At 72.0% G+C, this 22,141-nt stretch carries 26 protein-coding genes; 8 read left to right on the plus strand and 18 right to left on the minus strand.

Translation table 11 applies throughout. The features are described 5' to 3' along the window. Window positions 1-56: 56 nt before the first annotated feature. Window positions 57-1,787 (minus strand): NAD-dependent malic enzyme, encoded by a 1,731-nt coding sequence (locus KBZ08_RS01040; protein WP_254970676.1) that lies wholly within the window; start codon window positions 1,785-1,787, stop codon window positions 57-59. A gap of 160 nt (window positions 1,788-1,947) precedes the next feature. Here KBZ08_RS01040 and KBZ08_RS01045 point away from each other — a divergent pair, with 160 nt between their 5' ends. Genes KBZ08_RS01045 through KBZ08_RS01055 form a run of 3 tightly spaced genes read left to right on the plus strand, consistent with a single transcriptional unit; the run spans window position 1,948 to window position 3,285 of the window. Then, a complete protein-coding gene (locus KBZ08_RS01045; RefSeq protein ID WP_254970678.1) occupies window positions 1,948-2,763 on the plus strand; it encodes a fumarylacetoacetate hydrolase family protein in 816 nt (271 codons plus the stop codon). A 34-nt stretch (window positions 2,764-2,797) separates the two neighbouring features. Continuing rightward, the gene (locus KBZ08_RS01050) at window positions 2,798-3,058 is read left to right on the plus strand and encodes a TIGR02450 family Trp-rich protein (RefSeq protein ID WP_254970680.1); all 261 of its coding nucleotides are present in this window, start codon (window positions 2,798-2,800) and stop codon (window positions 3,056-3,058) included. Next, window positions 3,055-3,285 (plus strand): hypothetical protein, encoded by a 231-nt coding sequence (locus KBZ08_RS01055; RefSeq protein WP_159819587.1) that lies wholly within the window; start codon window positions 3,055-3,057, stop codon window positions 3,283-3,285. Before KBZ08_RS01050 ends, KBZ08_RS01055 begins: the two co-directional genes overlap by 4 nt. Before the next feature lie 18 nt (window positions 3,286-3,303). Here KBZ08_RS01055 and KBZ08_RS01060 read toward each other — a convergent pair whose 3' ends face one another. The 3 genes from KBZ08_RS01060 to KBZ08_RS01070 form a co-directional block, all read right to left on the minus strand. After that, the gene (locus KBZ08_RS01060) at window positions 3,304-3,858 is read right to left on the minus strand and encodes a L,D-transpeptidase (RefSeq protein WP_106221582.1); all 555 of its coding nucleotides are present in this window, start codon (window positions 3,856-3,858) and stop codon (window positions 3,304-3,306) included. 77 nt (window positions 3,859-3,935) lie between these two features. Continuing rightward, window positions 3,936-4,211 (minus strand): cell division protein SepF, encoded by a 276-nt coding sequence (locus KBZ08_RS01065; protein WP_106221433.1) that lies wholly within the window; start codon window positions 4,209-4,211, stop codon window positions 3,936-3,938. Window positions 4,212-4,279: 68 nt separating this feature from the next. Then, window positions 4,280-4,708: a RidA family protein gene (locus tag KBZ08_RS01070; RefSeq protein WP_254970684.1), complete on the minus strand. Its 429-nt coding sequence runs from the start codon at window positions 4,706-4,708 to the stop codon at window positions 4,280-4,282. Between the two features lie 29 nt (window positions 4,709-4,737). On the opposite strand from KBZ08_RS01070, the gene KBZ08_RS01075 reads away from it, so the two are divergent. Further along, entirely contained in the window at window positions 4,738-5,922 is a 1,185-nt protein-coding gene (locus KBZ08_RS01075) for an ABC transporter ATP-binding protein (RefSeq protein WP_219904244.1), read from the plus strand. A gap of 69 nt (window positions 5,923-5,991) precedes the next feature. Here the strand turns inward: KBZ08_RS01075 and gloB are convergent, their stop codons facing one another. Beyond that, window positions 5,992-6,774, minus strand: coding sequence for a hydroxyacylglutathione hydrolase (gloB, locus tag KBZ08_RS01080; RefSeq protein WP_254970693.1), 783 nt, complete (start codon window positions 6,772-6,774; stop codon window positions 5,992-5,994). Between the two features lie 29 nt (window positions 6,775-6,803). Between gloB and hisG the strand changes: the two genes are divergently transcribed. Together hisG and KBZ08_RS01090 are read left to right on the plus strand one after the other, a co-directional pair. Beyond that, window positions 6,804-7,484 (plus strand): ATP phosphoribosyltransferase, encoded by a 681-nt coding sequence (gene hisG, locus KBZ08_RS01085; RefSeq protein ID WP_254970695.1) that lies wholly within the window; start codon window positions 6,804-6,806, stop codon window positions 7,482-7,484. After that, a complete protein-coding gene (locus tag KBZ08_RS01090) occupies window positions 7,481-9,280 on the plus strand; it encodes an ABC transporter ATP-binding protein (protein ID WP_106221428.1) in 1,800 nt (599 codons plus the stop codon). The genes hisG and KBZ08_RS01090 overlap by 4 nt, the downstream gene beginning before the upstream one ends. Here the strand turns inward: KBZ08_RS01090 and KBZ08_RS01095 are convergent. Beyond that, window positions 9,232-10,023, minus strand: a complete 792-nt coding sequence (locus tag KBZ08_RS01095; RefSeq protein ID WP_254970698.1) for an alpha/beta fold hydrolase — start codon at window positions 10,021-10,023, stop codon at window positions 9,232-9,234. The genes KBZ08_RS01090 and KBZ08_RS01095 overlap by 49 nt on opposite strands. 154 nt (window positions 10,024-10,177) lie before the next feature. Here KBZ08_RS01095 and KBZ08_RS01100 point away from each other — a divergent pair, with 154 nt between their 5' ends. Further along, window positions 10,178-10,648 carry a GNAT family N-acetyltransferase gene (locus KBZ08_RS01100; protein ID WP_094584889.1) on the plus strand — a complete coding sequence of 157 codons (471 nt, stop codon included), beginning with the start codon at window positions 10,178-10,180 and terminating at the stop codon, window positions 10,646-10,648. Here KBZ08_RS01100 and KBZ08_RS01105 read toward each other — a convergent pair. From KBZ08_RS01105 to KBZ08_RS01115, 3 genes are read right to left on the minus strand one after another with little or no spacing between them, the layout of a single operon-like run. Beyond that, window positions 10,591-11,337 (minus strand): TIGR04283 family arsenosugar biosynthesis glycosyltransferase, encoded by a 747-nt coding sequence (locus tag KBZ08_RS01105; protein ID WP_254970699.1) that lies wholly within the window; start codon window positions 11,335-11,337, stop codon window positions 10,591-10,593. The genes KBZ08_RS01100 and KBZ08_RS01105 overlap by 58 nt on opposite strands. Next, the gene (locus KBZ08_RS01110) at window positions 11,334-11,969 is read right to left on the minus strand and encodes a TIGR04282 family arsenosugar biosynthesis glycosyltransferase (RefSeq protein ID WP_254970708.1); all 636 of its coding nucleotides are present in this window, start codon (window positions 11,967-11,969) and stop codon (window positions 11,334-11,336) included. The genes KBZ08_RS01105 and KBZ08_RS01110 overlap by 4 nt, the downstream gene beginning before the upstream one ends. Beyond that, complete coding sequence (locus tag KBZ08_RS01115; protein ID WP_106221420.1) at window positions 11,966-13,093, minus strand: trypsin-like peptidase domain-containing protein; 1,128 nt, start codon at window positions 13,091-13,093, stop codon at window positions 11,966-11,968. The genes KBZ08_RS01110 and KBZ08_RS01115 overlap by 4 nt, the downstream gene beginning before the upstream one ends. 91 nt (window positions 13,094-13,184) lie before the next feature. Here KBZ08_RS01115 and dnaA point away from each other — a divergent pair, with 91 nt between their 5' ends. Next, window positions 13,185-14,615: a chromosomal replication initiator protein DnaA gene (gene dnaA / locus KBZ08_RS01120; protein ID WP_396122352.1), complete on the plus strand. Its 1,431-nt coding sequence runs from the start codon at window positions 13,185-13,187 to the stop codon at window positions 14,613-14,615. Between the two features lie 3 nt (window positions 14,616-14,618). On the opposite strand, the gene cbbX is transcribed toward dnaA, so the two are convergent. Genes cbbX through KBZ08_RS01165 form a run of 9 tightly spaced genes read right to left on the minus strand, consistent with a single transcriptional unit; the run spans window position 14,619 to window position 22,141 of the window. After that, on the minus strand, window positions 14,619-15,587 hold the full coding sequence (gene cbbX / locus KBZ08_RS01125) for a CbbX protein (RefSeq protein WP_219904239.1): 969 nt from the start codon (window positions 15,585-15,587) through the stop codon (window positions 14,619-14,621). Beyond that, window positions 15,574-15,819, minus strand: coding sequence for a 4a-hydroxytetrahydrobiopterin dehydratase (locus KBZ08_RS01130; RefSeq protein WP_015107683.1), 246 nt, complete (start codon window positions 15,817-15,819; stop codon window positions 15,574-15,576). Before KBZ08_RS01130 ends, cbbX begins: the two co-directional genes overlap by 14 nt. Window positions 15,820-15,834: 15 nt before the next feature. Beyond that, entirely contained in the window at window positions 15,835-16,995 is a 1,161-nt protein-coding gene (locus KBZ08_RS01135) for a CO2 hydration protein (RefSeq protein ID WP_254970710.1), read from the minus strand. After that, entirely contained in the window at window positions 16,992-18,524 is a 1,533-nt protein-coding gene (locus tag KBZ08_RS01140) for an NADH-quinone oxidoreductase subunit M (protein ID WP_254970712.1), read from the minus strand. Before KBZ08_RS01140 ends, KBZ08_RS01135 begins: the two co-directional genes overlap by 4 nt. A gap of 7 nt (window positions 18,525-18,531) precedes the next feature. Next, window positions 18,532-20,376 (minus strand): NAD(P)H-quinone oxidoreductase subunit F, encoded by a 1,845-nt coding sequence (locus KBZ08_RS01145; protein ID WP_106221416.1) that lies wholly within the window; start codon window positions 20,374-20,376, stop codon window positions 18,532-18,534. A 13-nt stretch (window positions 20,377-20,389) separates the two neighbouring features. Beyond that, the gene (locus KBZ08_RS01150; RefSeq protein WP_106221414.1) at window positions 20,390-20,857 is read right to left on the minus strand and encodes a ferritin-like domain-containing protein; all 468 of its coding nucleotides are present in this window, start codon (window positions 20,855-20,857) and stop codon (window positions 20,390-20,392) included. Window positions 20,858-20,862: 5 nt separating this feature from the next. Beyond that, entirely contained in the window at window positions 20,863-21,525 is a 663-nt protein-coding gene (locus KBZ08_RS16450; protein WP_315861233.1) for a BMC domain-containing protein, read from the minus strand. Window positions 21,526-21,575: 50 nt separating this feature from the next. Next, the gene (locus KBZ08_RS01160; protein ID WP_106221412.1) at window positions 21,576-21,827 is read right to left on the minus strand and encodes a carboxysome peptide B; all 252 of its coding nucleotides are present in this window, start codon (window positions 21,825-21,827) and stop codon (window positions 21,576-21,578) included. Beyond that, window positions 21,827-22,141 (minus strand): carboxysome peptide A, encoded by a 315-nt coding sequence (locus KBZ08_RS01165; RefSeq protein ID WP_106221410.1) that lies wholly within the window; start codon window positions 22,139-22,141, stop codon window positions 21,827-21,829. The genes KBZ08_RS01160 and KBZ08_RS01165 overlap by 1 nt, the downstream gene beginning before the upstream one ends.

The following is a 22,141-nucleotide window of genomic DNA, read 5'->3' on the forward strand; positions in this document are numbered from 1 at the left end:
CGCCTGCGCGAGGGGGTGACACAGGACTTATTGATCCCCCTGCCCCAGCAACGGCCTCAACCCTGCAGTTCGGCGTACGCGGGGCTCCAGCGGCAGGCGTCCAGGCGCGCGAGGGCGGCCTCGGGGGTGGCGGCCCGGCGGGCCAGTCCCTCCCGCACCGCCTGGATCGCCACCGCCTCGGCCACGGCCCGCGACACCGCCTGGACGGCCGCCAGGGGTGGCATCAGGGGGGCGTCGGGATCGGTCGCGGCCGGGATCACCCCAGCCAGCGCCTCGATGCTGGCGTCGATCATGGCGTCACTCACCTCCGCGGCGCCCACCGCCACGGCGCCGTAGCCCAGGCCCGGGAACACGAAGCAGTTGTTGCACTGGCCGATCACCCGTTGGATCGCCTGGCCGTCGCTGCCGGTGGTGTCCACCGGCGGGAAGGGGCTGCCGGTGGCCACCAGGGCCCGGCCCCGGCTCCAGCGCAGCAGGTCCTCCGGGGTGATCTCCGCCAGGGGCGTGGGATTGGAGAGGGGCAGGACGATCGGCCGCCCGCCGTCGGCGCAGAGGGCCTCCACCACCGCCTGATCGAAGGCCCCGGCGGCGGTGGAGGTGCCGATCAGGACCCCCGGCCGCACCGCCTCGATCACCGCCAGCAGGCCCGGTCCCGAGCCATCGGCAGGGGCCCCCTCCCCGAACCGTGCCGCCAGCGCCTCCGGTCCCTTGGCGAACGGCCGGGCGCCGCCGGAAAGGCCCGGGGTCCCGGTGTGGATCAGCCCGTCGCGGTCGATCAGCCAGAGGCGGTCGGCGGCTTCGGCGGCCGCGAGCCCCTGGCGCTGCAGCAGGCGCCAGAGCCGCTCGGCGATGCCGCAGCCGGCGCTGCCCGCCCCGAAGATGACGATCTGCTGGTCGGCCAGGCGCTGCCCCAGGCCCCGCAGGCCGGCCAGGATCGCCGCCGCGGCCACGCTGCTGGTGCCCTGGATGTCGTCGTTGAAGCTCGGCACCCGGTGCCGGTAGGCCTCCAGCACGGGGCGGGCATGGGCGGCGCCGAAGTCCTCCCAGTGCACCAGGGCGCCGGGGCAGACCGTCTGCACCGCGACGATGAAGCGGTCGAGGAAGGCGGTGTAGGCCTCCCCCTGCAGGCGGGGCCGGCGCAGGCCGGGGTAGCAGGGGTCGGCCAGCAGTTCGGGCCGGTCGGTGCCCACGTCGAGCATCACCGGCAGGCCCCGGGCCGGATCGAGACCGGCGCAGAGGGTGTAGACCGCCAGCTTCCCCTGGCAGATCTGGATGCCCCCCACCCCCTGGTCGCCGATGCCGAGGATCCCCTGGGCGTCGGTGACCAGGAGCAGGTCCGGCGTCTGGCCGGAGGTGCCCCCGCAGGCCTGGGCCAGCAGCTCCTCGAGCTGCTCCTGCTGCGGTGCAGCCAGGTAGATCCCCTGGCTGGGGCTGCGGTAGGTGTGGCTGAAGTGCTGGATCGCCTGCCCCACCGTGGGGGTGTAGACGATCGGCATGGCCAGCTCGATGTGGTCGGCGAGGAAGCGGTGGAAGAGGGTGACGTTCCGCTCCCTGAGGGTCTGGAGATAGGCGTAGCGCTCCAGGTCGCTGCCCATGGCGTGGAAGGCCAGGCGGCAGCGCTCCACCTGGGCCTCGATGGTCTCCACCTGCCAGGGGAGGAGGGCCTCCAGCCCCAGCTCCCGCCGCTCCGCCCGACTGAAGGCGGTGCCCTTGTTGAGCAGCGGATCATTGAGCAGCTCGGCGCCCCGGAGGGTGGTGCTCCGCTGGCGACGGGGTTCGGCGACCACGGCGTGCTCCTGGTTCCGCTGGTGCCCCCATCATCCACAGCTGGCGGGCCAGAGTGGGCACAGCGGGAGCCGCGAGGCCCTCAGGCGCCCTCGGCAGATCCTCCAGGCAGCCCCCCTGCAGCTCCCCTGCAGCTCCCAGTGACGCCGCCATGAAGCCCCTATGAAGATCGTGCGCTACGAGGATCCGGCCGGCGCCATCCAGCTCGCCTGTCGCCATCCCGACGGCCGCCTGGAGCGCCTGGCGGGCGACCTGTTCGGCGCTCTGGAGCCCACGGGCGAGCCGGCCGCGGCGGGCAGGATCCTGGCCCCTCTGGAGCCGCGCGCCATCCTCTGCATCGGCCTCAACTACCGCCGCCATGCCGCCGAGACCGGTGCCGCGATCCCCACCTGGCCGGTGCTGTTCATGAAGGTGCCGGGGGCGGTGCAGCATCCGGAGGCGCCCATCACCCTGCCCACCACCCTGGCCAGCCACCAGGTGGACTACGAGGGGGAGCTGGCGGTGGTGATCGGCCGCACCTGCCGCAACGTGCCCCGCTCCGAGGCCCTGGGGGTGGTGCTGGGCTACACCTGCGCCAATGACGTCAGCGCCCGCGACTGGCAGAAGCAGCCCCAGCTCGGCGGCGGCCAGTGGTGCCGCGGCAAGAGCTTCGACACCTTCGCACCCCTGGGCCCCTGCCTGGTGACCGCCGCGGCGATCCCCGATCCCCAGGCCCTCAGCCTCCAGACCCGCCTCAACGGCCAGACGGTGCAGGCGGCCAGCACCGCCGACATGATCTTCACCGTGGCGGAGATCATCGAATTCCTGAGCGCCAGCACCACCCTGCCCGCCGGCACCGTGATCCTCACCGGCACCCCCAGCGGCGTCGGCATGGCGGCCGATCCTCCCCGCTGGCTGCGCCGCGGCGATACGGTCAAGGTGGAGATCGAAGGCATCGGCGTGCTGCGCAATCCGGTGCTGGAGGAGTCCACCCCATAGCCGGTCCGCTGAGGGCCGCTGCCCTCCCCGCCCGATGAAGCTCTCTGCCGCCTGGACCTGCCAGCCCGCCAGGGCAGCCGGCTGCGGCGGCTATCGCCACTTCGCCCTGCTGGGCCAGCGGGGCCGGGGCCGGGAGCGCACCGTGGAGCTCCAGGCCGTGCTGGACCCGGGCTACCGGCTGCTGGTGCCCCAGCGGGAGCTGCGCGACCGCGCCGCCTGGCTGCCGGGCTGGCAGCGCCTGCCCCGCCAGGAGGAACCGTCCGTAAACTTCGGCATCTCCACCGTCGACCTGTGACCTTCAACGGAACCCTGGAGGAACTCCAGTCGCTGCTCGAGGGACTGGGCTGTTCCGGTCATTGGGTGCACGAGGGGGCCTTTGAGATGCTCGTCATCGAGGACGGTGAATCGAACCTGCGCCTCAACTGGTGGCCCGGCACCGGCACCCTGATGCTGGTGGGGGATCCGGCCCAGCGCGGCGAGCTGGAGGGGCGGTTGAAGGAGGCCCTGGCCGCACGCGCCTGAGCGCCTTCCCCCACCGGCTCAGTCCTTGACCACCAGCTCCGTGGTGCCGCTGCGGCGCAGCAGGTCGCCCAGCACCAGCAGGTCGTTGCCGTGGATCAGGCCGATGCAGCCGTCGGTGCCGCTGCTCCTCCCTCGGCCGGCGCTGGGGTCGTGGTGGATCCCCAGGCCGCGGCGGTCGGTGGGGAAAGCGGGCTCCAGGCCGATCCAGAGGAACCGGCCGAGCTCCACATCATCGGTGGGTGCGACGGGGGTGATCTCGGTGACGGCGTAGCGGCCCCGCGGCAACGGGGCCTTGCTGCCAAGGCGATGGCGGTCGCCCTCCTGGCGCCGCATCCGGCCCACCAGGGCCTCGTAGGCCCGCGGCGGCTGGCCCGGGAGCAGCAGCCGCAGTTCCCAGATCGGATCGCCGGTGACGGGCAGCTGGCGGTCGGTGCGGACCAGCACCATCCGGCCGCCACCGGCCGCCACCGTCTGGGCGGCCTGGGTCGCCTGGGCCGAGGGGGCGGGGGCGGCCAGCACCAGGCCCAGGGCCCAGGCGAGCACCAGCGGGACCTGGCCGAAGGAGCGCTTCATGGACAGCACGGGACCAGCGCCTGTGTTACCGCCCAGGCACGGGTGCCACAAGGGTGGGGGTGCCGGTCGCCGCAGGATCAGGCCCGTTCGTCCCCGTCCCGGCTGATCGTCACCAGCGCCGGTGCGAACAGAAACACCGTGTCCCCCAGCCGCTCCGACTGACCGTCCAGGGCGAAGACACCGCCGGAGACGAAATCGATGGTGCGCTGGGCCTCCTCCGGTGCCATGGCACTGAGGTGCAGCACAACGGTCTTGAACTGCTGCACCGCCAGCACCGCCTCCACGGCCTCCTCGAAGCGGCCCGGTGTCATCACCACCACCTCGTGAAACCAGGTGCCGAACGGGGTCTCCATCGTTCCAGGTTGCCGCAGTCCGTCCCCCCCAGCCAGCGGAACGGCGTGAGCCTCCGGTGAGAACCGGCTCAGGGGACGAGGGCGATGGCGTCGATCTCCACCCGGGCGCCCCTGGGCAGGGCCGCCACCTGCACACAGGCGCGGGCCGGAGCGACGCCCTCGCTGAACAGACCGGCGTAGAGGGCGTTCACCCGGGCGAAATCGCCGAGGTCGGCCAGATACACCGTGGTGCGCACCACATGGTCAGGGCGGCAGCCGGCGGCCGCCAGCACCGCCTGGAGGTTGCTCAGCACCTGGCGGGTCTCGGCCTCCACGTCGCCCTCTCCCACCAGCACCCCGCTCACCGGGTCGAGGGCGATCTGGCCGGAGCAGTACAGGACCCCGCCGGCGAGCACGGCCTGGTTGTAGGGGCCGACCGGGGCGGGGGCGGCCGTGGTGTTGACCGGATGAGACAGGGGGCTGTGCCTTTGGTCACCTCCGCCGGCGCTGGAACTCATGACGGGTAAAAATGCGGGACTGGGATCTTATGGCCTACTCCAACACCATCACCACGCCGTCCACCGCAACCGCCACGGCCTGCACCCCCGGGGACGTGGCCGGGCCCGGCGCCCATGTGCGCATCGAGGACCTCTGGTACCGCTACCCGGGCCGGGACGTCGCCTCCTGGACCCTCCAGGGGATCGACCTCGTCCTCGGGGCCGGCGAGCTGGTGGGTCTGCTGGGCCCCTCCGGTTGCGGCAAGACCACCCTGCTGCGGCTCATCGCCGGCTTCGAGCGTCCCGGCCGCGGCCGCATCAGCATCGGTGGCCAGCCGGTGGCGGGTCCCGATCGCCTGTTGCCCCCCGAGCGGCGGGGCGTCGGCATGGTCTTCCAGGACGATGCCCTCTTTCCCCATCTCGATGCCTGGCGCAACGCCTGTTTCGGCCTGCGTCGCGGCCAGGACACCGCCCGGGTGGCCTGGCTGCTCGACCTGCTGGGTCTGGGCGGGCTGGAGCGCCGATACCCCCACGAGCTCTCCGGCGGCCAGCGTCAGCGCCTGGCGATGGCCCGTGCCCTGGCGCCGTCGCCCTCGGTGGTGCTGCTCGATGAACCCTTCTCCAATCTGGATGTGGAGGTGCGGCTGCGGCTGCGCAGCGAGTTGCCCGCCGTGCTGGCCCGCTGCGGCGCCAGTGGCCTGATGGTGACCCATGACCCGGAGGAGGCCCTGGCGATCTGCGACCGGGTGGGGGTGCTTCGCGACGGTGTGCTGCACCAGTGCGCTCCGCCGCGGCAGCTGGTCGACCAGCCCGCCACCGCCTTCGTCGGCCAGTTCGTGCTCCAGTCCAACCTGTTGCCGGCCCGCTGGCGGGGCCGGCGGCTGCAGACCGCCCTCGGCGAGCTCGAGCCCCTCTCCGGCGGCGACGCGGGCTCCGGGGGATCGGAGGCCGTTGAGGTGATGGTCCGCCCCCAGGCCCTGGAATTCCTGCCTGATGAGGAAGGAGCCGCCTGGATCACCGGCCGGGAGTTCCTCGGCCGCGAATGGCTCTATCAGGTGCAGCTCGGGGAGCAGCGGCTGCGCTGGCGGGCCCCCCTCGAGGCCGACCATCCCCATGGCCGCCGCGGCCGGCTGCGGTTCCGCTCCGGCGAGTCGGCGCTGCTGTTTCCCGGGGGCCGGCCCCTGGTGACCCTGCCGCCGGGGCGTCACGGGGAAGGCTTCAGCTCCCCGGACTGACCCCGGGATCGGCCGTCCCTGTCCTGCCACTGCTGCAGGGCCGGCCCGTGGCCGCCCACGCCGTCGTGCTCATCCCGTCCAGTCATTTTTGCTGCGGCGCAGGGCCGCCAGTTGTTCCGGATCCGCCGCCCGCACGAACAGGTTGGTGCGGCGTTCCTCGCCGATGCTGCTGGGGATCGTGGGCCCGGCCTGGGCGCGGGTGAGCCGCACCGCGGCCAGCCGTTCGGCGATGGCTCCGTCCCCCGGCCGCTGGGCGGCCGCCCAGCGCAGGTTCCCCTCGGTGTACTCATGGGCGCACCACACCCTGGTCGTCTCCGGCAGGGCCGCCAGCCGCTGCAGGGAGCGGTGCATCTGCTCGGGGGTTCCTTCGAACAGCCGGCCGCAGCCGGCGGCGAACAGGGTGTCGCCGCAGAACAGCTCCCCCTGCAGGGGCAGGTGGAAGGCGATGTGGGCACGGGTGTGGCCCGGCACCGCCAGCACCTCCACCGGCTGGCCCAGCAGGGTGAAGCGATCCCCGTCCGCCACCCCCCGGGTCTGGAACGGGATCCGCTCCCGGTCGTCGCGGGCCGCCACCACCGCGGCCCCGGGCCATTCCCGCAGCAGGGCGGGGGTGCCGCCGATGTGATCGCTGTGGTGGTGGGTGTGCAGCACGGCCACCAGCTCCAGCTGCCGCTGCCGCAGCCAGGCGACCGCCGGGTCCGCCACCGCCGGATCCACCAGCGCCGCCCGCCGGCCGTCGTGGAGCACGAACAGGTAGTTGTCCCGCAGCACGGGCAGCAGCGCCACCTGCAGGGGCTCCGGTCGTGACACCGGGGCTCCGGCTTCGGCGGTGGCTTCGGCGGGATCCGGCATCGTTACAGTCCAGGTTGCTGCTGGCTTCCATGATCACCGCCAACCAGCGGACCCCGATCACCGTCGCCCTGGCCAAGGGCGCCCTGCTGAAGGATTCGGTGCGCCGCTTCCAGGAGGCCGGCCTGGACTTCTCCGCCCTGCTGGAGGAGGACAACCGTCTGCTGATGGTGCCCAGCCGCTGCGGCACGGCCCGGGCCCTGCTCGTGCGCAACGCCGACGTGCCGGTCTATGTGGCCTACGGCCAGGCCCAGCTCGGGGTGGTGGGCTACGACGTGCTGCGGGAGCACCAGCTGCCGGTGGCCCAGCTGGTGGATCTGGGCTTCGGCGGCTGCCGCATGGCGGTGGCGGTGAAGGCGAGCAGCGGCTATCGCCGGGCTGCCGACCTGCCGGCCCACTGCCGGGTGGCGAGCAAGTTCACCCGCTGTGCCGAAGCCTTCTTCGAGCAGCTGGATCTGCCGGTGGAGCTGATCCATCTCACCGGGTCGGTGGAGCTCGGGCCGATCACGGGCATGTCCGAGGCGATCGTCGATCTGGTGGCCACTGGCCGCACCCTGCGGGACAACGGGCTGGTGGCGATCGAGGATCTGTTCAGCAGCACCGCCCGCCTGATCGGCCATCCCCTGGCCCTGCGGCTCGATGACGGCGCTCTCCAGGGTCTGGTGGAGCGGGTCGCCACCGCCCACCGGCTCGCCCCGGTGCCGTCCCCATGAGCAGTCTCGACGGCCAGCGGCTGCGGCGCCTGCTGCCCTACCTCGGCCGGGACCGCAAGCGTCTGCTGCTGTCCCTGCTGCTGCTCATCCCCCTGGCCCTGGCGGCCTCGGTGCAGCCGCTGCTGGTAGGCCAGGTGATCTCCAAGCTCCGGGGCGAGGAGGTGCTGCCGTGGCTGGCCCCCTTGCCGGTGCCGACGGCCCTGCGGGTGCTGGTGGCGATGCTGCTGGCGGCGGTGCTGCTGCGCCTCTCCCTCCAGGGCACCCAGACCTACAACGTGCAGGTGGTGGGCCAGCGCCTCACCGCGCGCATCCGCGACGACCTGTTCCGCCATGCGATGGCCCTGTCGCTGCGCTTCCATGACCGCACGCCCGTGGGCAAGCTGCTCACCCGCCTCACCAGCGACGTCGACGCCCTGGCCGAGGTGTTCGGCAGCGGCGCGGTGGGGGTGCTCTCCGATCTGGTCACCCTGCTGGTGATCGGCCTCACCATGCTTTCCATAGAGTGGCGCCTGGGGCTGCTGCTGCTCGTCAGCCAGGTGCCCGTCACCCTCGGGGTGCTCTGGCTGCAGGGCCGCTACCGCAAGGCCAACTACCGGGTGCGCGAGGAGCTCGGCCAGCTCAACGCCGACCTGCAGGAGAACCTTCAGGGCCTGGAGGTGGTGCAGATGTTCCGCCGCGAGGCCGTCAACGGCCAGCGCTTCTCCCAGACCACCGACGCCTACCGCCGGGCGGTGACCGGCACGATCTTCTACGACAGCGCCATCTCCGCCTTCATCGAGTGGGTGGCCCTGGCGGCCGTCGCGCTGGTGCTGGCCCTCGGCGGCGCCATGGTCACGGGTGGGGCCATGGGCCTGGGCACCCTGACCACCTTCATCCTGTTCTCCCAGCGGGTGTTCGATCCCCTGCGCCAGCTGGCGGAGCGCTTCACCCAGATCCAGGGGGGCCTGACAGCGGTGGAGCGCATCGGTGAGCTGCTGGAGCAGCCGATCGAGATCGCCGACCTGCCCACCAGCCAGCGCAGCGCCGCCGCCATGGTGTCGGGTGCGGAACGCTTCAGCCCCGGCGAGGTGGAGTTCGAGAACGTCTCCTTCGCCTACCGCCCCGACGACCCGATCCTCACCGATCTCTCCTTCCGCATCGCCCCCGGCGAGCACGTGGCGATCGTGGGTCCCACCGGATCCGGCAAGACCACCGTGATCCGTCTCCTCTGCCGGCTGTACGAACCCCAGCAGGGAACCATCCGCCTCGACGGGGTCGACATCCGCGAGCTGCCGATCGCCACCCTGCGCCGGCGCCTGGGGGTGGTGCTGCAGGACACGTTCCTGTTCAGCGGCAACGTGGCGGACAACCTCCGCCTTGATGCCGCCATCAGCGATGCCGATCTGGAGCGCCTCTGCGGCGACCTCGGCCTCGGCCCCCTGCTGGCCCGGCTGGGGGATGGGCTGGCCTCCGAACTGCGGGAGCGGGGTGGCAACCTCTCCTCCGGCGAACGCCAGCTGCTGGCGGTGGCGCGGGTGGCGATCCGCGACCCGTCGGTGCTGGTGATGGACGAGGCCACGGCCTTCATGGATCCCTCCACTGAAGCCACCCTGCAGCGGGACCTGGACACCCTGCTCAGCGGTCGCACCGCCATCGTCATCGCCCACCGCCTGGCCACCGTGGAGGCGGCCGACCGCATCCTGGTGCTGCGCCGCGGCCGCCTGATCGAGGAGGGCAACCACCGGGAGCTCCGGGCCGTCGGCGGGCTCTACGCGCAGCTGGCGGAACTGCAGGAGAAGGGACTGGCCACGCTCTGAGGGCCGGTCGGCTGGGCCGGCAAGGCCAGGTCGTCCGCCAGCCAGGCGTCGATCAGGGCCGCCAGCTCGCGGGGCGTCTCGACCATCGGCAGGTGGCCCACCCCGGAGAGGATCACCAGCTGGTGGTCGGGGCTGTAGCCGGCCAGATGGCGCACGTAGCGGGGCTCCATCACCTGGTCACGGCTGCCGGCAATCCAGAGGCTGGGCACCGAGAGGGCCGCAGCCAGCCTCGGCAGTTGCCGAACGGCCCCCCGGTTGGTGCTGCAGGCCAGCAGTCCCCGGGCGGCGCGGTCGTCGGCCAGCAGCGGGCTGCGGATCGCCCCCGTGCCGGGCAACCGGGCCAGCCAGGCCGGCCGCCAGCGCAGAAAGGCGGCCCCGCCCCGACGCACCCGGGCGAAGGGGCGGGGCTGGAACACACCGCCCCCCGCCGCGATCTGCACCAGACCCCGCAGCTGTCCCCCCAGCAGGGGCGCCGCATGCAGCGCCACGCTGCCCCCCAGGGAGTGGCCCAGCAGCACCACCGGTCGCCCGGCGGCCTCCCGCTGGACGGCCTCCGCCAGCCAGCGTCCGTAGCTGGCCAGGCTGGCCTGCAACCCCCGGGGCCGGTCGCTGGCGCCGAACCCGGGCAGATCGGGGCACCACAGCGTCCAGCGGGGTGCCAGTTCCTGCCGCAGCGGGTGCCACAGACGCCCCGCCAGCAACCAGCCGTGCACGCCCACCAGCAGGGGGGACACGGGCGTCACCGATGCCGGGGCCGCCTGGGTCCGATCGGAGTCGGTGGAAGGGACGCCCAGGAGGGTTGCCGCGTCAATCCCCCACCCTGCCGCAGTCCGGCCGGCATCCGCCAGGATCTTCAGAACGCGTAGCCCTCTCGCCGTGCCCGGGACCCTTCCGCTGATGACCGACCTCTACGGGCCCGGGCACCGCCTCTGCGCCTGCCCCAACCCCAGCCTGGAGCTGGTGCTCAGCCAGGCCCGGCCGATCGACCTGATCGAGCTGGAAGCGCTCTGTGATGCCGTGGGCTGGAGCCGCCGTCCGTTGCGGCGCGTGCGCAAGGCCCTCCAGCACAGCCTGCTCCAGGTGGGGCTCTGGCGCCATGACGCCCGCCTGCCGCGGCTGGTGGGCTTCGCACGCTGCACCGGTGACGGGGTGGTGGAGGCCACCGTCTGGGATGTGGCGGTCCATCCCCGCTACCAGGGGGCCGGCCTGGGCAAGGAGCTGATGGACTACGTGCTCGAGCAGCTGCGGGCCATGGGCATCGACCGGGTGAGCCTGTTCGCCGACCCCGACGTGGTGGGCTTCTATGCCGCTCAGGGCTGGGAGCTGGAGCCGCTGCAGCGCCGCTGCGCCTTCTGGTACGCCCCCTGAGGGGCGGGCCCGTAATAGCGGGCGGCCAGCTGCTCCTCCGGGGTGCCGCGGCGCCAGTCGCGGCGCAGGCGGGCATTGGCCAGCATCGTCTGCCACACCCCCAGCCGGCGCCAGCGGCGGCCGTTGACCCGCAGGGCCGGCGCCAGGAGGGCGATCCTGGCCAGGGGCCGCAGCCGCTGCAGGAACTCCAGGTCCTCCATCAGGGGCAGTGGGGCGATGCCACCGGCGGCATCGTGCAGGTGCCGGGCCAGCAGCAGCCCCTGGTCGCCGTAGGGCAGCTGGCGCCAGCGGCTGCGCAGCGCCACCGCCAGCTCCACCAGGCGCAGGGCCGGATCGTCGCCGGCGATGCGCAGCCGGAAGGCCCAGGCGGTGGACGCCCCGCCGTCGATGGCGGCGGCCAGGGCCTCGGCCCATCCCGGCGGCAGGCGCACGTCCGCGTGCAGCAGCAGCAGCCACGGGGCCGTGCTGCCGGCCACCCCAGCGGCCAGCTGGCCGCCGCGGCCACCGCCCTGGTGCAGCACCACGGCGCCGGCCAGGGCGGCCAGCCGCGGGGTGGCATCGGTGCTGCCGCCATCCACCACCAGCACCTCCCGGACCAGCGACGGCGCCGTGGCCAGATCGGCCAGCAGCATCGGCAGGCCCCGGGCCTCGTTGAGGGCGGCGATCACCACGCTCAGGGGGGGGCTCATCGCCAGCGGTCCAGGTCGGCGGGGCGGTCGAGATCGTGGCGCTCCGCCAGCAGGGTCGTGCCCAGGCCGGCCCGATGGGCCTGCTGGAGGGTCTGCTCCAGCACCCGGTCGCTGCCCCAGTCGATCCCGCTGAACACCTGGGGCGTTGCCCGGCGCCGGCCGATCAGCCAGTAGCCCCCGTCGCCGGCGGGGCCCAGCACCAGGTCGCTGTGCGCGAGCGCCCGGAACGCGGCCAGCAGGTCGTCGGCCGTCAGCTCCGGCAGGTCGCTGCCGATCAGCACCACCGCGGCGGCCCCCTCCCGCCAGCCGCGCCGCATCTGGCGCTGCATCCGCAGCCCCAGGCTGCCCGTACCCTGGTCGACCACCCGGTCGACACCGAGCCGGCGTCCCCAGCGGGCCGCCGCCCCGGCACCCAGGCCGCTGCTGGCCAGCACCAGCCGCAGGCCAGCCATCGCCCGGCGGGCCTCGGCCGAGGCGGCCAGCCCGTGCTGGGTGAGACGGGCCTGGATCGCGGCCGCCCGCCCCGTCCCCACGCCGGGAACGAGGCGGCTCTTGCAGCGACCCGGCGCCGGCCAGCGGGCCAGCATCACCAGCTGGGGCGGCCCGGTTCCCCGGTCCCTCGGCGGTCTCAACCCTCGCGCGGCAGTTCGGCGGGACGCACGGTGAGGTTCTGACGGGAGCCGTTGCGCTGCACGGTGATCGTCAGCGGCTCGCCCACCTTGCCCCGGTCGACGGCCAGCTGCACCTCCGAGGCGTTCTTCACCGCCTTGTCGCCGACCTTCTCGATCAGGTCGCAGGGCTTCAGACCACCCCGGGCCGCCGGGCTGTTGTCCATCACCTCGACCACCACCACCCCGTTCACCTCGGGCAGGCGGCACTCGTTGGTGGTGGCGTTGATCTCCTTGGCCAGCTGGGGGGTGAGGGCCTGCAGGCGCACGCCGATGTAGGGGTGGCTGGCGTAGCCGCGCTCGAGGATCTGGGCGGCGATCTGGCGGGCCGTGTTGATCGGGATCGCGAAGCTCAGGCCCGCCCCCGGCGCCTGGCGAATGGCGGTGTTGATGCCGATCACCTGGCCCCGGTCGTTGATCAGGGGCCCGCCGCTGTTGCCGGGGTTCACGGCCGCGTCGGTCTGGATGTAGGGCACCCGCTGGCCCTCACCCACGGCGTTGGTGCGCTGGATGGCGCTGATGATCCCCGCCGTGACCGTGTTGTCGAGGCCGAGGGGGTTGCCGATGGCGATCGCCCATTCCCCTGGCCGCACCTTGTTGGAGTCGCCCAGGGTGGCGACCGGCAGCTTGGAGGCCACCACCTTCACCACCGCCACGTCGGTGAGGGGGTCGGCCCCCAGCACCTTGCCGGTGAAGCTGCGGCCGTCGGGCAGGGTGACGCTCACCTCGCTGGCGCCCTCCACCACGTGGGCGTTGGTGAGCAGCACCCCGTCGGAGCGGGTGATGAAGCCCGACCCCTGGCCCTGCTGCTGCTGAATGGCCGGACCGCGGCCGAAGATGCCCCCCAGGGGGTTCACGGTGCGCTTGACCGTGTCGATGCGCACCACCGCCGGACCGGCCTTCTCGACGGCATCGACGATCACCGAGCTGCTGGGTTGCAGGGAGGGGCCGGGCGCCGCATCGCTGATGGGGGGCTGCTCGGGCTGGCGCACCCCCGGCAGGGCCAGGCGGGTGCCCGTGCAGGAGGTCAGCAGGCCTGCCGCGGCCGCCAGCAGGGTGAGGCGTGACAGGAGACGGGGCTGGACCATCGGAGGTGGGCGGTCGGCGCTGAGGGAGTCATTAAAGACGAACCTCCGGGCCTGGGATGCCTATATTCGGCCATCGCGTCGTGGGCTCCTGGTGCAGCAGGGTGATCAGCTGTGGCACCGGGTGAGCCAGGATCTTCAGGGCAGGCTCAGCAAGCCCACCTACGAGACCTGGATCCGCCAGGCCCGCTGCCGCCACTACGCCGACGGCCTGCTGCGCCTCGAGGCCCCCAACAGCTTCGCCTGCGGCTGGCTGCGCAAGAACTATCTGGTCATGATCGCCGCGGTGGCCAGCGAGCACGCCGGCCGGCAGGTGCGGGTGGAGGTGGAGGTGGCCCCCGATGCCGAACCCCTGGGCGGGCCCCCGGAGCTGGTGGGCGAGAACGGTGCCGGCGCGCCGCCGCCGGCCGCCGCGGCGCCCGAGCGGCCGCATCCCTCCCCAGCGGGCGGCGCGGCCACCCCTGCCCGGCCCCTGCCCGTCCAGCAACGCCCCGGGGCGGGCCTCAACACCCGCTACGTGTTCAACCGCTTCGTGGTGGGGGCCAACAGCCGCATGGCCCACGCCGCCTCCCTGGCGGTGGCCGAGGCGCCGGGCCGGGAGTTCAACCCCCTGTTCATCTGCGGCGGGGTGGGGCTGGGCAAGACCCACCTGATGCAGGCCATCGGCCACTACCGGCTGGAGATCGACCCGGAGGCGCGGGTGTTCTATGTGAGCACCGAGACCTTCACCAATGACCTGATCCAGGCCATCCGCAAGGACGGCATGCAGGCCTTCCGGGATCGCTACCGGGCCGCCGACCTGATCCTGGTGGATGACATCCAGTTCATCGAGGGCAAGGAGTACACCCAGGAGGAGTTCTTCCACACCTTCAACGCCCTGCACGAGGCCGGCCGCCAGATCGTGATCGCCAGCGACCGGCCCCCCAGCCAGATCCCCCGGCTGCAGGAGCGGCTGATCTCCCGCTTTTCGATGGGGCTGATCGCCGACATCCAGATCCCCGATCTCGAGACCCGGATGGCGATCCTGCACAAGAAGGCGGAGGCGGAGCAGGTGGCCCTGCCCCGGGAGCTGATCCAGTACATCGCCGGGCGCTTCACCTCCAACATCCGCGAACTCGAAGGCGCCCTCACCCGGGCGGTGGCCTTCGCCTCGATCACCGGCCTGCCGATGACCGTGGAATCGCTCGCGCCGATGCTCGATCCGGTCGGCAATGAGGTGGCGGTCACCCCCCAGCAGGTGCTGGAGAAGGTGGCCGAGGTGTTCGAAGTGCGCATCGAGGAGATGCTCAGCCCCAGCCGCAAGCGGGCCGTGAGCCAGTCGCGCCAGGTGGGGATGTACCTGATGCGCCAGAACACCAATCTGTCGCTGCCGCGCATCGGTGAAGCCTTCGGCGGCAAGGATCACTCCACCGTGATGTACGCGGTGGAGCAGGTGGAGAAGAAGCTCAGCAGCGATCCCGCCCTGGCCCGCCGGGTGCAGCAGGTGCGCGACCTGCTGCAGATCGCCTGCCGCCAGCGCCGCTGAGGCTCAGCCCGCGCCGGTGAGGGGCCGGGCCGGATCGAGCCCCTCCACCTCCCCGTGGAACACCCGGCTGGCGGTGATGTCCTCGGCCTCGATCGTCATCAGGTCGGTCTTGGAGAGGGCCCGCCCCATGCCGCTGAACAGACGGTTGGCCTGGCGCATGCGGGCCCGGTCGATGGCGTTGCGGATCGAGCGGGCATTGGCGAAGAAGGGCAGCTGCATGCGGCGCTGGATGTATTCCGCGAAGGCGGCGGCCGCCTCGGGGCTGAAGCGGTAGTTCTCCGCCGCCAGGATCAGCTGGGCGATCGCCAGCAGCTCGCTGGCGGAGTAGTCGGGGAAGTCGATGTGGTTCGCCACCCGCGAGGAGAGGCCCGGATTGCTCTGGTAGAAGACGTCCATCCGCTCCTTGTAGCCGGCGAAGATCACCACCAGGTCGTTGCGGTTGTTCTCCATCACCTGCAGCAGGATCTCGATCGCTTCGGCGCCGTAGTCCCGCTCGTTCTCGGGCCGGTAGAGGTAGTAGGCCTCGTCGATGAACAGCACGCCGCCCATCGCCTTCTTGAGCATCTCCCGGGTCTTGGGGGCCGTGTGGCCGATGTACTGGCCCACCAGATCGTCGCGGGTGGCCGTCACCACATGGCCCTTGCGGACATAGCCGAGCCCGTGCAGGATCTTCGACATCCGCTCCGCCACCGTCGTCTTGCCGGTGCCGGGCCGGCCGGTGAACGACATGTGCAGGCTGGGGGGCGCCGTGTCGAGGCCCACCTGGGTGCGGGCCCGGTTGATCACCAGCAGGGCGGCGATCTCGCGGATGCGGGCCTTCACCGGCCGCAGGCCGATCAGCTCCCGGTCGAGCTGGTCGAGCACCTCCTTGATGCCGGCGGCGTCGTAGGCCGCCCGCAGATCCACCAGCCGCGACTCCTGCGGCGTGTCCCCGTCGTCTCCGTCGGCAGCGGCGCCCTCAGAGGAGACCATCGATCGCCCGCGCGAAGGTTTCCTCCGGCTCGCCGATGGGGTCCTCGTCGGCTTCGGCCCGCACGGTGAGGTTCACGTAGGTGCGGCCGAAGCTGATGTCCGGGAAGCGGCCCTCCTGCTCCGAGAGGCCGTTCAGGCGCTCCAGGAACACGCGGGTGCGTTCGTAGTCGTCGAACTCGATGCGGCGCTCGAGCCGATCGGGGCGGGGCCGTCGGGTCCAGGGCTGATCCATGGGTCCGACCCTAGATCAGCCCGGATCGTCGAGGCAGTCGGTGCGGGCCACGCACAGGCGGGCGGCCCAGGCGGCGGCATGGGCGCGGTTGGCCGCCTGCTCCGCCGGCGCCTCGGTGCTGAGCGGATGGGGGAAGGTGCCGGCGATGGCCGCGTTGGTGACGCAGAACATCGCCTTCTGGAAACTCATGCAGATCTTCACCCGCATGTCCCCGCCGCCGCGGATGCCGGCGAGGTAGCGGTCGCGCAGCCGCTCGGGGAGGTGGCGGTACATGTCCTGCATCAGCAGGCTGGGCGGGATGCCCGACCCCATGGTGGGCAGCGGGTCGGCGTAGAGGGCGCCGTACATGAACTGGGCCTGGTCGGGGGAGATCTGCTGGGCCTGGGCGTTGAAGGACACCGTGCCCAGGAACGGGGTGCCGCGCAGGAACACCGCCTCCACGTAGGGCACGGCCACATCCCCGAGGAAGGTGAGACCGGCCTCGGGGGGCAGCACCCAGAAGGAGCTGCCGGCCACCTCCACCGCATAGGTGATCGGCGCCCCCGCCGCCGCCACCAGGCCCTCCTTGATGAACGTGACCACGGAGGCGATCGAATCCACGCGCCCGTCCCGCTCGGCCCGCGCCAGATCCAGGAAGAGATCGCTCATCACCCGCCAGAACTGGCCGAGGGCATGGGTGGTGGCGGCCGAGCGGATCAGTTCCGTGAGGAACTGGGGGAAGAGCGGGTTGAGCACCGCCAGCAGGGGATCGCGCCGGGTCTTGCGGGCGACGATGGCGGCGCAGCTGGCGGCGAAGGCCTCGCTGTCGAGATAGGCATCGAGGCCGCCGGTGCCGTGCCAGAGCATCGCCTTCTGGCAGTACTCCGCGTATTCGAAGTTGATCCGGTCGTGCAGCAGGTGGCGCCAGATCTTCGCCGGGCTGAGGTCGCCGTCGAGGAAGCGGAAGACCGGGAAGGGATTGAGGAACTGCTTCTCGGCCTGGTGGATGAGATTGATGCTGTAGGCATCCAGCACCTCGCCGTAGCTTTCCAGCACGTCCACCACCTGGACCAGGTGATCGGGGGATTCGGCCAGCAGGGTGTGACCGGCGAGCAGCGTTTCCACCAGATCGCCGCTGGTGGGGCGGCCCCCGGCGAAGGTGAGGGGCGGTTTGGGGGAGCGGGGAATCGGTCTCATGTCAGCAGCCCTCCGCCCTGGAGGGCCGCCACCAGCGCCGGCAGCTGGGCCATGGCGGTGGTGGCCTGTTCGCTGAGGCGGCCCAGGCCGAAGGGCAGCACCCCCAGGGCCACCACGCCGCTGGCCAGGGCCAGGGCGGGCAGGGTTTCCCGCAGGGCCACCGCCGGCAGTCGCACCTCCAGGCGGGAGTCCGCCACCGGATCGCCGCTCGGGGGGGTCACCGCCAGGCGGCCGAAGAAGGCCCGGTTCACCAGCAGCAGGAAGTACACCGCCGTCAGACCCGAGCCCACCATGCACAGCAGGGTGGCCACCGGGAAGGCGCCCAGGCTGCCGCGGAACACCAGGAATTCGGAGATGAAGCCCGCCATGCCGGGCATGCCGGCGCTGGCCATCACCCCCAGGATCATCAGGGTGCCGGTGAACGGCAGGCCCCGCTCGGGGTTGAGCAGGCCCCGCAGCACCTCCAGGTCCCGGGTGCGGGTCTTGCGGTAGACGATGCCCACCAGCAGGAACAGCAGGGCGGAGATCAGCCCGTGGCTGACCATCTGGAAGACGGCCCCCAGCAGGCTGACCGGGGTGGCGGCCGCCGCCGCCAGCAGGATGTAGCCCATGTGGCCCACCGAGCTGTAGGCCACCATCCGCTTCATGTCCCGCTGGGCGATGGCCGCCAGGGAGCCGTACAGCACCGACACCGCCGCCCAGCCCGCCAGCCAGGGGGCCAGCAGGGCCCAGGCCTCGGGGAACATCCCCAGGCAGAAGCGCAGCAGGCCGTAGGTGCCCAGCTTCAGCAGCACCCCCGCCAGCAGCACCGACACGGGGGTGGAGGCCTCGGTGTGGGCGTCGGGCAGCCAGGTGTGGAACGGCACCAGGGGGATCTTGATGGCGAAGCCGATCAGCAGCGCCCCCAGCAGCGCCAGCTGGGTGCCCATGCCCAGCTGGGCGGTGGTGACCGGGTTGATGCTGAAATCCGCCTGGCCGGTGAACAGGGAGAGGCCGAGGAAGGCGCCCAGGATCAGCACCCCGGAGACGGCGGTGAAGATCAGGAACTTGGTGGCGGCGTAGCTGCGGTTGGCGCCGCCCCAGATGGAGATCAGCAGCCAGAGGGGAATCAGCTCCAGCTCGTAGAAGAGAAAGAACAGCAGCAGGTTTTCGGAAAGGAACGCCCCGTTCACCGCCCCGCTGATGGTCAGCAGCAGGGCGAAGTACAGCCGGGGGCGCTGGCTGAGGTCGCGGGTGCAGATCCCCGACACCAGGGTGAGGCCGGCGTTCACCAGCACCAGGGGCATGGCCAGGCCATCGACGCCCAGGCGGTAGTCGAGGCCGATGCTGTCGACCCAGGCGAAGGACTCCTGCAGCTGCAGACCCGCCTGGCCGGGGTCGAAGGCCAGCAGCACCCGCAGGCTCCAGAGCAGCTGCAGACCCAGCAGGGCCAGGGCGGCACGGCGGATGCGCTCGGTGGCCAGTTCGCCCGGCCAGCAGAGCAGGCCGAGGGCGCCGGCGAAGGGAATCAGGAGCAGGGCGCTCAGCATCGTGCGATCAGCTCCCCAGCCAGGAAAGGCTGCCGACCAGCAGCACGATCGCGGCCACCACCGTGAAGACGTAGGTCTGCAGCCGGCCGCTCACCCCCAGCTTGAGGCTCTCGGCCGAGCCCATCGAGACGGCGGCGATGCGGTTGACCATGCCGTTGACCACCAGCTGGTCGAAGCCGTTGGTGATCCGGGCCAGGCCGGCCACGAAGGCCACGATCGTGGCCCGGTAGATGCGGTCGGTGTAGAAGTCGAAGGCCAGCAGGTCCTGCAGCACCCGCAGGGGCCGCAGCACCGAGCGGGACCAGAAGGTGTCCAGCGGCACCAGGCTGCCCACCAGCAGGCCGCCCAGGCCGCTGCCCACCAGGACCAGGGCCGTGCCGCCCGAGAAGGCGCCGATGCCGGGAACCCGGTCGATGCGGGCCATGACCAGCGGTGTCACCAGCACCAGCACGGCGACCGTGACCATGGGCAGGGCCATCAGCCAGTTCACCTCCGGGGTCCGCCGGGTCTTGGGGTGCGGCGCACCCAGGAACACCTGGCGGTAGACCCGGGTGAGGTTGAGGGCGGTCAGGGCGTTGGTGAGCAGCACCACGGCGGCGAAGAACGGGGCCCGCGAGCCCAGGCCCTCGAGCATCAGGCCGAAGCTCCAGAAGCAGCCCAGGGGCAGCAGGCCGGTGAGCCCCGCGGCCCCCACCAGGAAGCCGGTGGTGGTGGCGGGCATGCGGGTGCCGAGGCCGCCCAGTTCGGTGAGGTCCTGGCAGTTGGTGGTGGCGATGACGCTGCCGACGCTCATGAACAGCACCGCCTTGGCCAGGGCATGGGAGAAGAGCAGCAGCAGGGCGATGAAGGGCTGCTGCAGGGCGATGGCGATGAACACCAGCCCCAGGTAGGAGGTGGTGGAGTAGGAGCAGGCCCGCTTGAGGTCGACCTGGGAGATCGCCACCAGGGCGCCGCCCAGGGCACTGATGGTGCCCACCGCCAGCAGCACGTCGATGGCCACCGGCGAGATCAGCAGCAGCGGCATCACCTTGAGGAGCACCACGGCGCCGCAGGTCACCACCACGGAATTGCGCAGGATCGAGGCCGGATTCGGCCCCTCCATCGCCTCATCCAGCCAGAGGTGCATCGGGAACTGGGCGCACTTGCCCATCGGCCCGGCGATGAGGGCCAGGCCCAGCAGGGTGGCCCCCAGGGCCGGCAGGGTCTCGTTGGCCGACCAGGCGTAGAGGTCGTTGAACTCCAGCGATCCGGCCCAGGCCGACAGCGTCACCACCCCCATCAGCAGCAGCACATCCCCCACCCGCTTGGTGAGGAAGGCGTCGCGGGCGGCGGTCACCACCAGCGGCTGGGCGTACCAGAAGCCCACCAGCAGGTAGGTGGAGAGGGTGAGCATCTCCAGCAGGAAATAGCTCATGAACAGGTTGCTGCTCAGCACCACCCCGGCCATGGCCCCCTCGAAGAAGCCCACCAGGGCATAGAAGCGGGCCAGGGACCATTCCTTGTCGAGGTAGCCGAGGGCGAAGACCTGCCCCACCAGGCTCAGGCCGGTCACCAGCTCCAGGGCCGCCAGGTTGGTGAGGGACAGATCGAAGCCGATGCGCAGATCCAGATCGGCGGCCGAGAACCAGGCGATGTCGAGGTGCTGGGGCCCGAGGGCCAGCACGGCCCGCAGCACCAGGCTGCCGTGCAGCACCGCCAGCAGGGTGACGAGCAGGTTGAGGTAGGCCGCCGGACGGGGACCGTTGCGCTTCACCCAGCCCGCCGCCCAGGGCAGCGACAGCAGCATGCCGCTGAACCCGTAAAGGGGAATCAGCCAGCTGAGCTGGATCGACAGGGGAAGGGTGTCCGGCAAAGGGGGAGAGACGTCAGAAGGTGGCCCGTTGCAGGGCCCTGGACGGGACGGCGGCAAGGCTGCCGATCCAGGCCGCCAGATCCTCCCCATGCTGCTGTTCTTCGTCCCGCAGGGCACGGAAGAAGGACGCATTGTTGCCATCGCCGATCAGCAGGCAGAAGCGCATCGCTTCGCCGTAGTGCTGGATCAGGTCCTCCTCGAGGACGGCATTGAGGCGCAGCAGACCCTCCAGGTCGGCGGCGTGGCCGACCGGACGCAGCTGGGAGGCGGCGGGGGCCACTCCCAGCTGCAGCATGCGCTGCACCAGCCGTTCGGCGTGCCGCATCTCCTCGACGGTCTCCTGGCGGAACCGTTCGGCGGCACTGGTGTCGCCCCAGAGCTCCACAAGGGAGGCCTGGGTCATGTACTGCTGCACGGCCGACAGCTCCAGACTCAACGCGCGGCCCAGGTAGCCGAGGACGCGCGGATGGGCGGCGTCCATGGGGATCAGCCCCTGCGGCCGACGCCGGAGGCCGCCAGGGCCGGCTCCACCTCGCTGTGGGGACGGGCAATGATGTGGGCCGCCACCAGGCCGTCGCCGACCCGCTCGCAGGCATCGGCGCCGGCCCGCACGGCGGCGTTCACGGCGCCGGTCTCACCGCGGACCATCACGGTGACGTAGCCGCCACCGACGAACTCCCGGGCGATCAGGGTGACTTCCGCGGCCTTGGTCATGGCGTCCGCCGCCTCGATCGCCGGCACCAGGCCCCGGGTTTCGATCAGACCGAGGGCGATGCCGTGGATGGTGGGGGCCATGGAGGGGGTACGGGGAGTGGGGGTCTTGGGGGGGGTGCCGGCACCGCCGCTGTCGCGGCGGCTGGGGCTCGAGGCGCTGGAGCGCTGGCTGGTCGCCGTGGCGGCCTTGGCGGTGGTCCGGCGCGGCTGCCGGGTCGCCGGGCTGGAGCGGGCCGCCCGTGGGGCCCGGGTGGTGGCCGCCGGTTTGGGGTCCGCCGGCTTGGCCACGGCCGCCGGTGGCAGGGCCGGCGGGCTGCCGCCTCCGGCCGCCCCCCCGGCCGCCGCTGCAGGAGCGGAGGCCGGCGCCGCCGCCGGGGGGGCCGGGGCCGGTGTGACGGTGGCGTCGGGACCGGAGCGGGGGGTGCGGCTGGCCATGGAACGGGCGGGGGGAGGAGGAACGGGCGGGGCGGCGATGGGAGGGGCGCTTACCCGTCCGGTTCCCAGAAGTCGATGATGCCGCCGATGGTGAGATCGGTGTGCGTTTCGGGGTTGCCGCAGGCGAAGCGGGCGGCCGAGCCGCTGGCGGTGAAGACCCAGTTGCCTGGGGAGGCCCCGACCGGATCCACGGCGACGCTGAGCTTGCCTTTGGTGTTGCGCAGCACCCGCAGGTTCCAGTGCTCGAGGCCGGGCACCCGCTGGGTGCAGACCAGAGATCCGGTGACCTGCATGATCTCCATCAGGCCTTGCCTCCCTGGGGCGCCGGCGCAGCGCTGGGGGTGCCGCTCGCTGGCGGGGTGGCCTTGCCGGCGTCGGGGTCCCAGTGGTCGATGATCCCCACGATCGTGAGGTCGCTCGGGTACGACTTGCTGCCCGCCGCCTCGCGGGCGGCGGAACTGCCGACGCAGATCACCCAGTCGCCCGGGATGCAGCCCACCGCGTCGACGGCCACCTTCTGGGTGCTTCCGTCCTGGACCACCTGCAGGTGCTTGTGCTCGAAATCGGGGATGCGGTTGGTGGAGACCAGGGGTTTGACCACCTTGCAGATCAACAT

The organism is Cyanobium sp. Candia 9D4, from assembly GCF_024346155.1.
GTDB classification, from domain to species: domain Bacteria; phylum Cyanobacteriota; class Cyanobacteriia; order PCC-6307; family Cyanobiaceae; genus Cyanobium; species Cyanobium minutissimum.

Bases quoted from the DNA above. Each gene is read 5' to 3' on its own strand.
- KBZ08_RS01090 (WP_106221428.1), top strand. From the start codon at position 7,481: ATGAGCAGTCTCGACGGCCAGCGGCTGCGGCGCCTGCTGCCCTACCTC.
- KBZ08_RS01140 (WP_254970712.1), bottom strand. From the start codon at position 18,524: ATGCTGAGCGCCCTGCTCCTGATTCCCTTCGCCGGCGCCCTCGGCCTG.
- KBZ08_RS01135 (WP_254970710.1), bottom strand. From the start codon at position 16,995: ATGAGACCGATTCCCCGCTCCCCCAAACCGCCCCTCACCTTCGCCGGG.
- KBZ08_RS01100 (WP_094584889.1), top strand. From the start codon at position 10,178: ATGACCGACCTCTACGGGCCCGGGCACCGCCTCTGCGCCTGCCCCAAC.
- KBZ08_RS16450 (WP_315861233.1), bottom strand. From the start codon at position 21,525: ATGGCCAGCCGCACCCCCCGCTCCGGTCCCGACGCCACCGTCACACCG.
- KBZ08_RS01150 (WP_106221414.1), bottom strand. From the start codon at position 20,857: ATGGACGCCGCCCATCCGCGCGTCCTCGGCTACCTGGGCCGCGCGTTG.
- cbbX (WP_219904239.1), bottom strand. From the start codon at position 15,587: ATGGTCTCCTCTGAGGGCGCCGCTGCCGACGGAGACGACGGGGACACG.
- KBZ08_RS01165 (WP_106221410.1), bottom strand. From the start codon at position 22,141: ATGTTGATCTGCAAGGTGGTCAAACCCCTGGTCTCCACCAACCGCATC.
- KBZ08_RS01050 (WP_254970680.1), top strand. From the start codon at position 2,798: ATGAAGCTCTCTGCCGCCTGGACCTGCCAGCCCGCCAGGGCAGCCGGC.
- KBZ08_RS01115 (WP_106221420.1), bottom strand. From the start codon at position 13,093: ATGGTCCAGCCCCGTCTCCTGTCACGCCTCACCCTGCTGGCGGCCGCG.
- hisG (WP_254970695.1), top strand. From the start codon at position 6,804: ATGATCACCGCCAACCAGCGGACCCCGATCACCGTCGCCCTGGCCAAG.
- KBZ08_RS01130 (WP_015107683.1), bottom strand. From the start codon at position 15,819: ATGGATCAGCCCTGGACCCGACGGCCCCGCCCCGATCGGCTCGAGCGC.
- KBZ08_RS01160 (WP_106221412.1), bottom strand. From the start codon at position 21,827: ATGGAGATCATGCAGGTCACCGGATCTCTGGTCTGCACCCAGCGGGTG.
- KBZ08_RS01045 (WP_254970678.1), top strand. From the start codon at position 1,948: ATGAAGATCGTGCGCTACGAGGATCCGGCCGGCGCCATCCAGCTCGCC.
- KBZ08_RS01105 (WP_254970699.1), bottom strand. From the start codon at position 11,337: ATGAGCCCCCCCCTGAGCGTGGTGATCGCCGCCCTCAACGAGGCCCGG.
- KBZ08_RS01070 (WP_254970684.1), bottom strand. From the start codon at position 4,708: ATGAGTTCCAGCGCCGGCGGAGGTGACCAAAGGCACAGCCCCCTGTCT.
- gloB (WP_254970693.1), bottom strand. From the start codon at position 6,774: ATGCCGGATCCCGCCGAAGCCACCGCCGAAGCCGGAGCCCCGGTGTCA.
- KBZ08_RS01075 (WP_219904244.1), top strand. From the start codon at position 4,738: ATGGCCTACTCCAACACCATCACCACGCCGTCCACCGCAACCGCCACG.
- KBZ08_RS01065 (WP_106221433.1), bottom strand. From the start codon at position 4,211: ATGGAGACCCCGTTCGGCACCTGGTTTCACGAGGTGGTGGTGATGACA.
- KBZ08_RS01060 (WP_106221582.1), bottom strand. From the start codon at position 3,858: ATGAAGCGCTCCTTCGGCCAGGTCCCGCTGGTGCTCGCCTGGGCCCTG.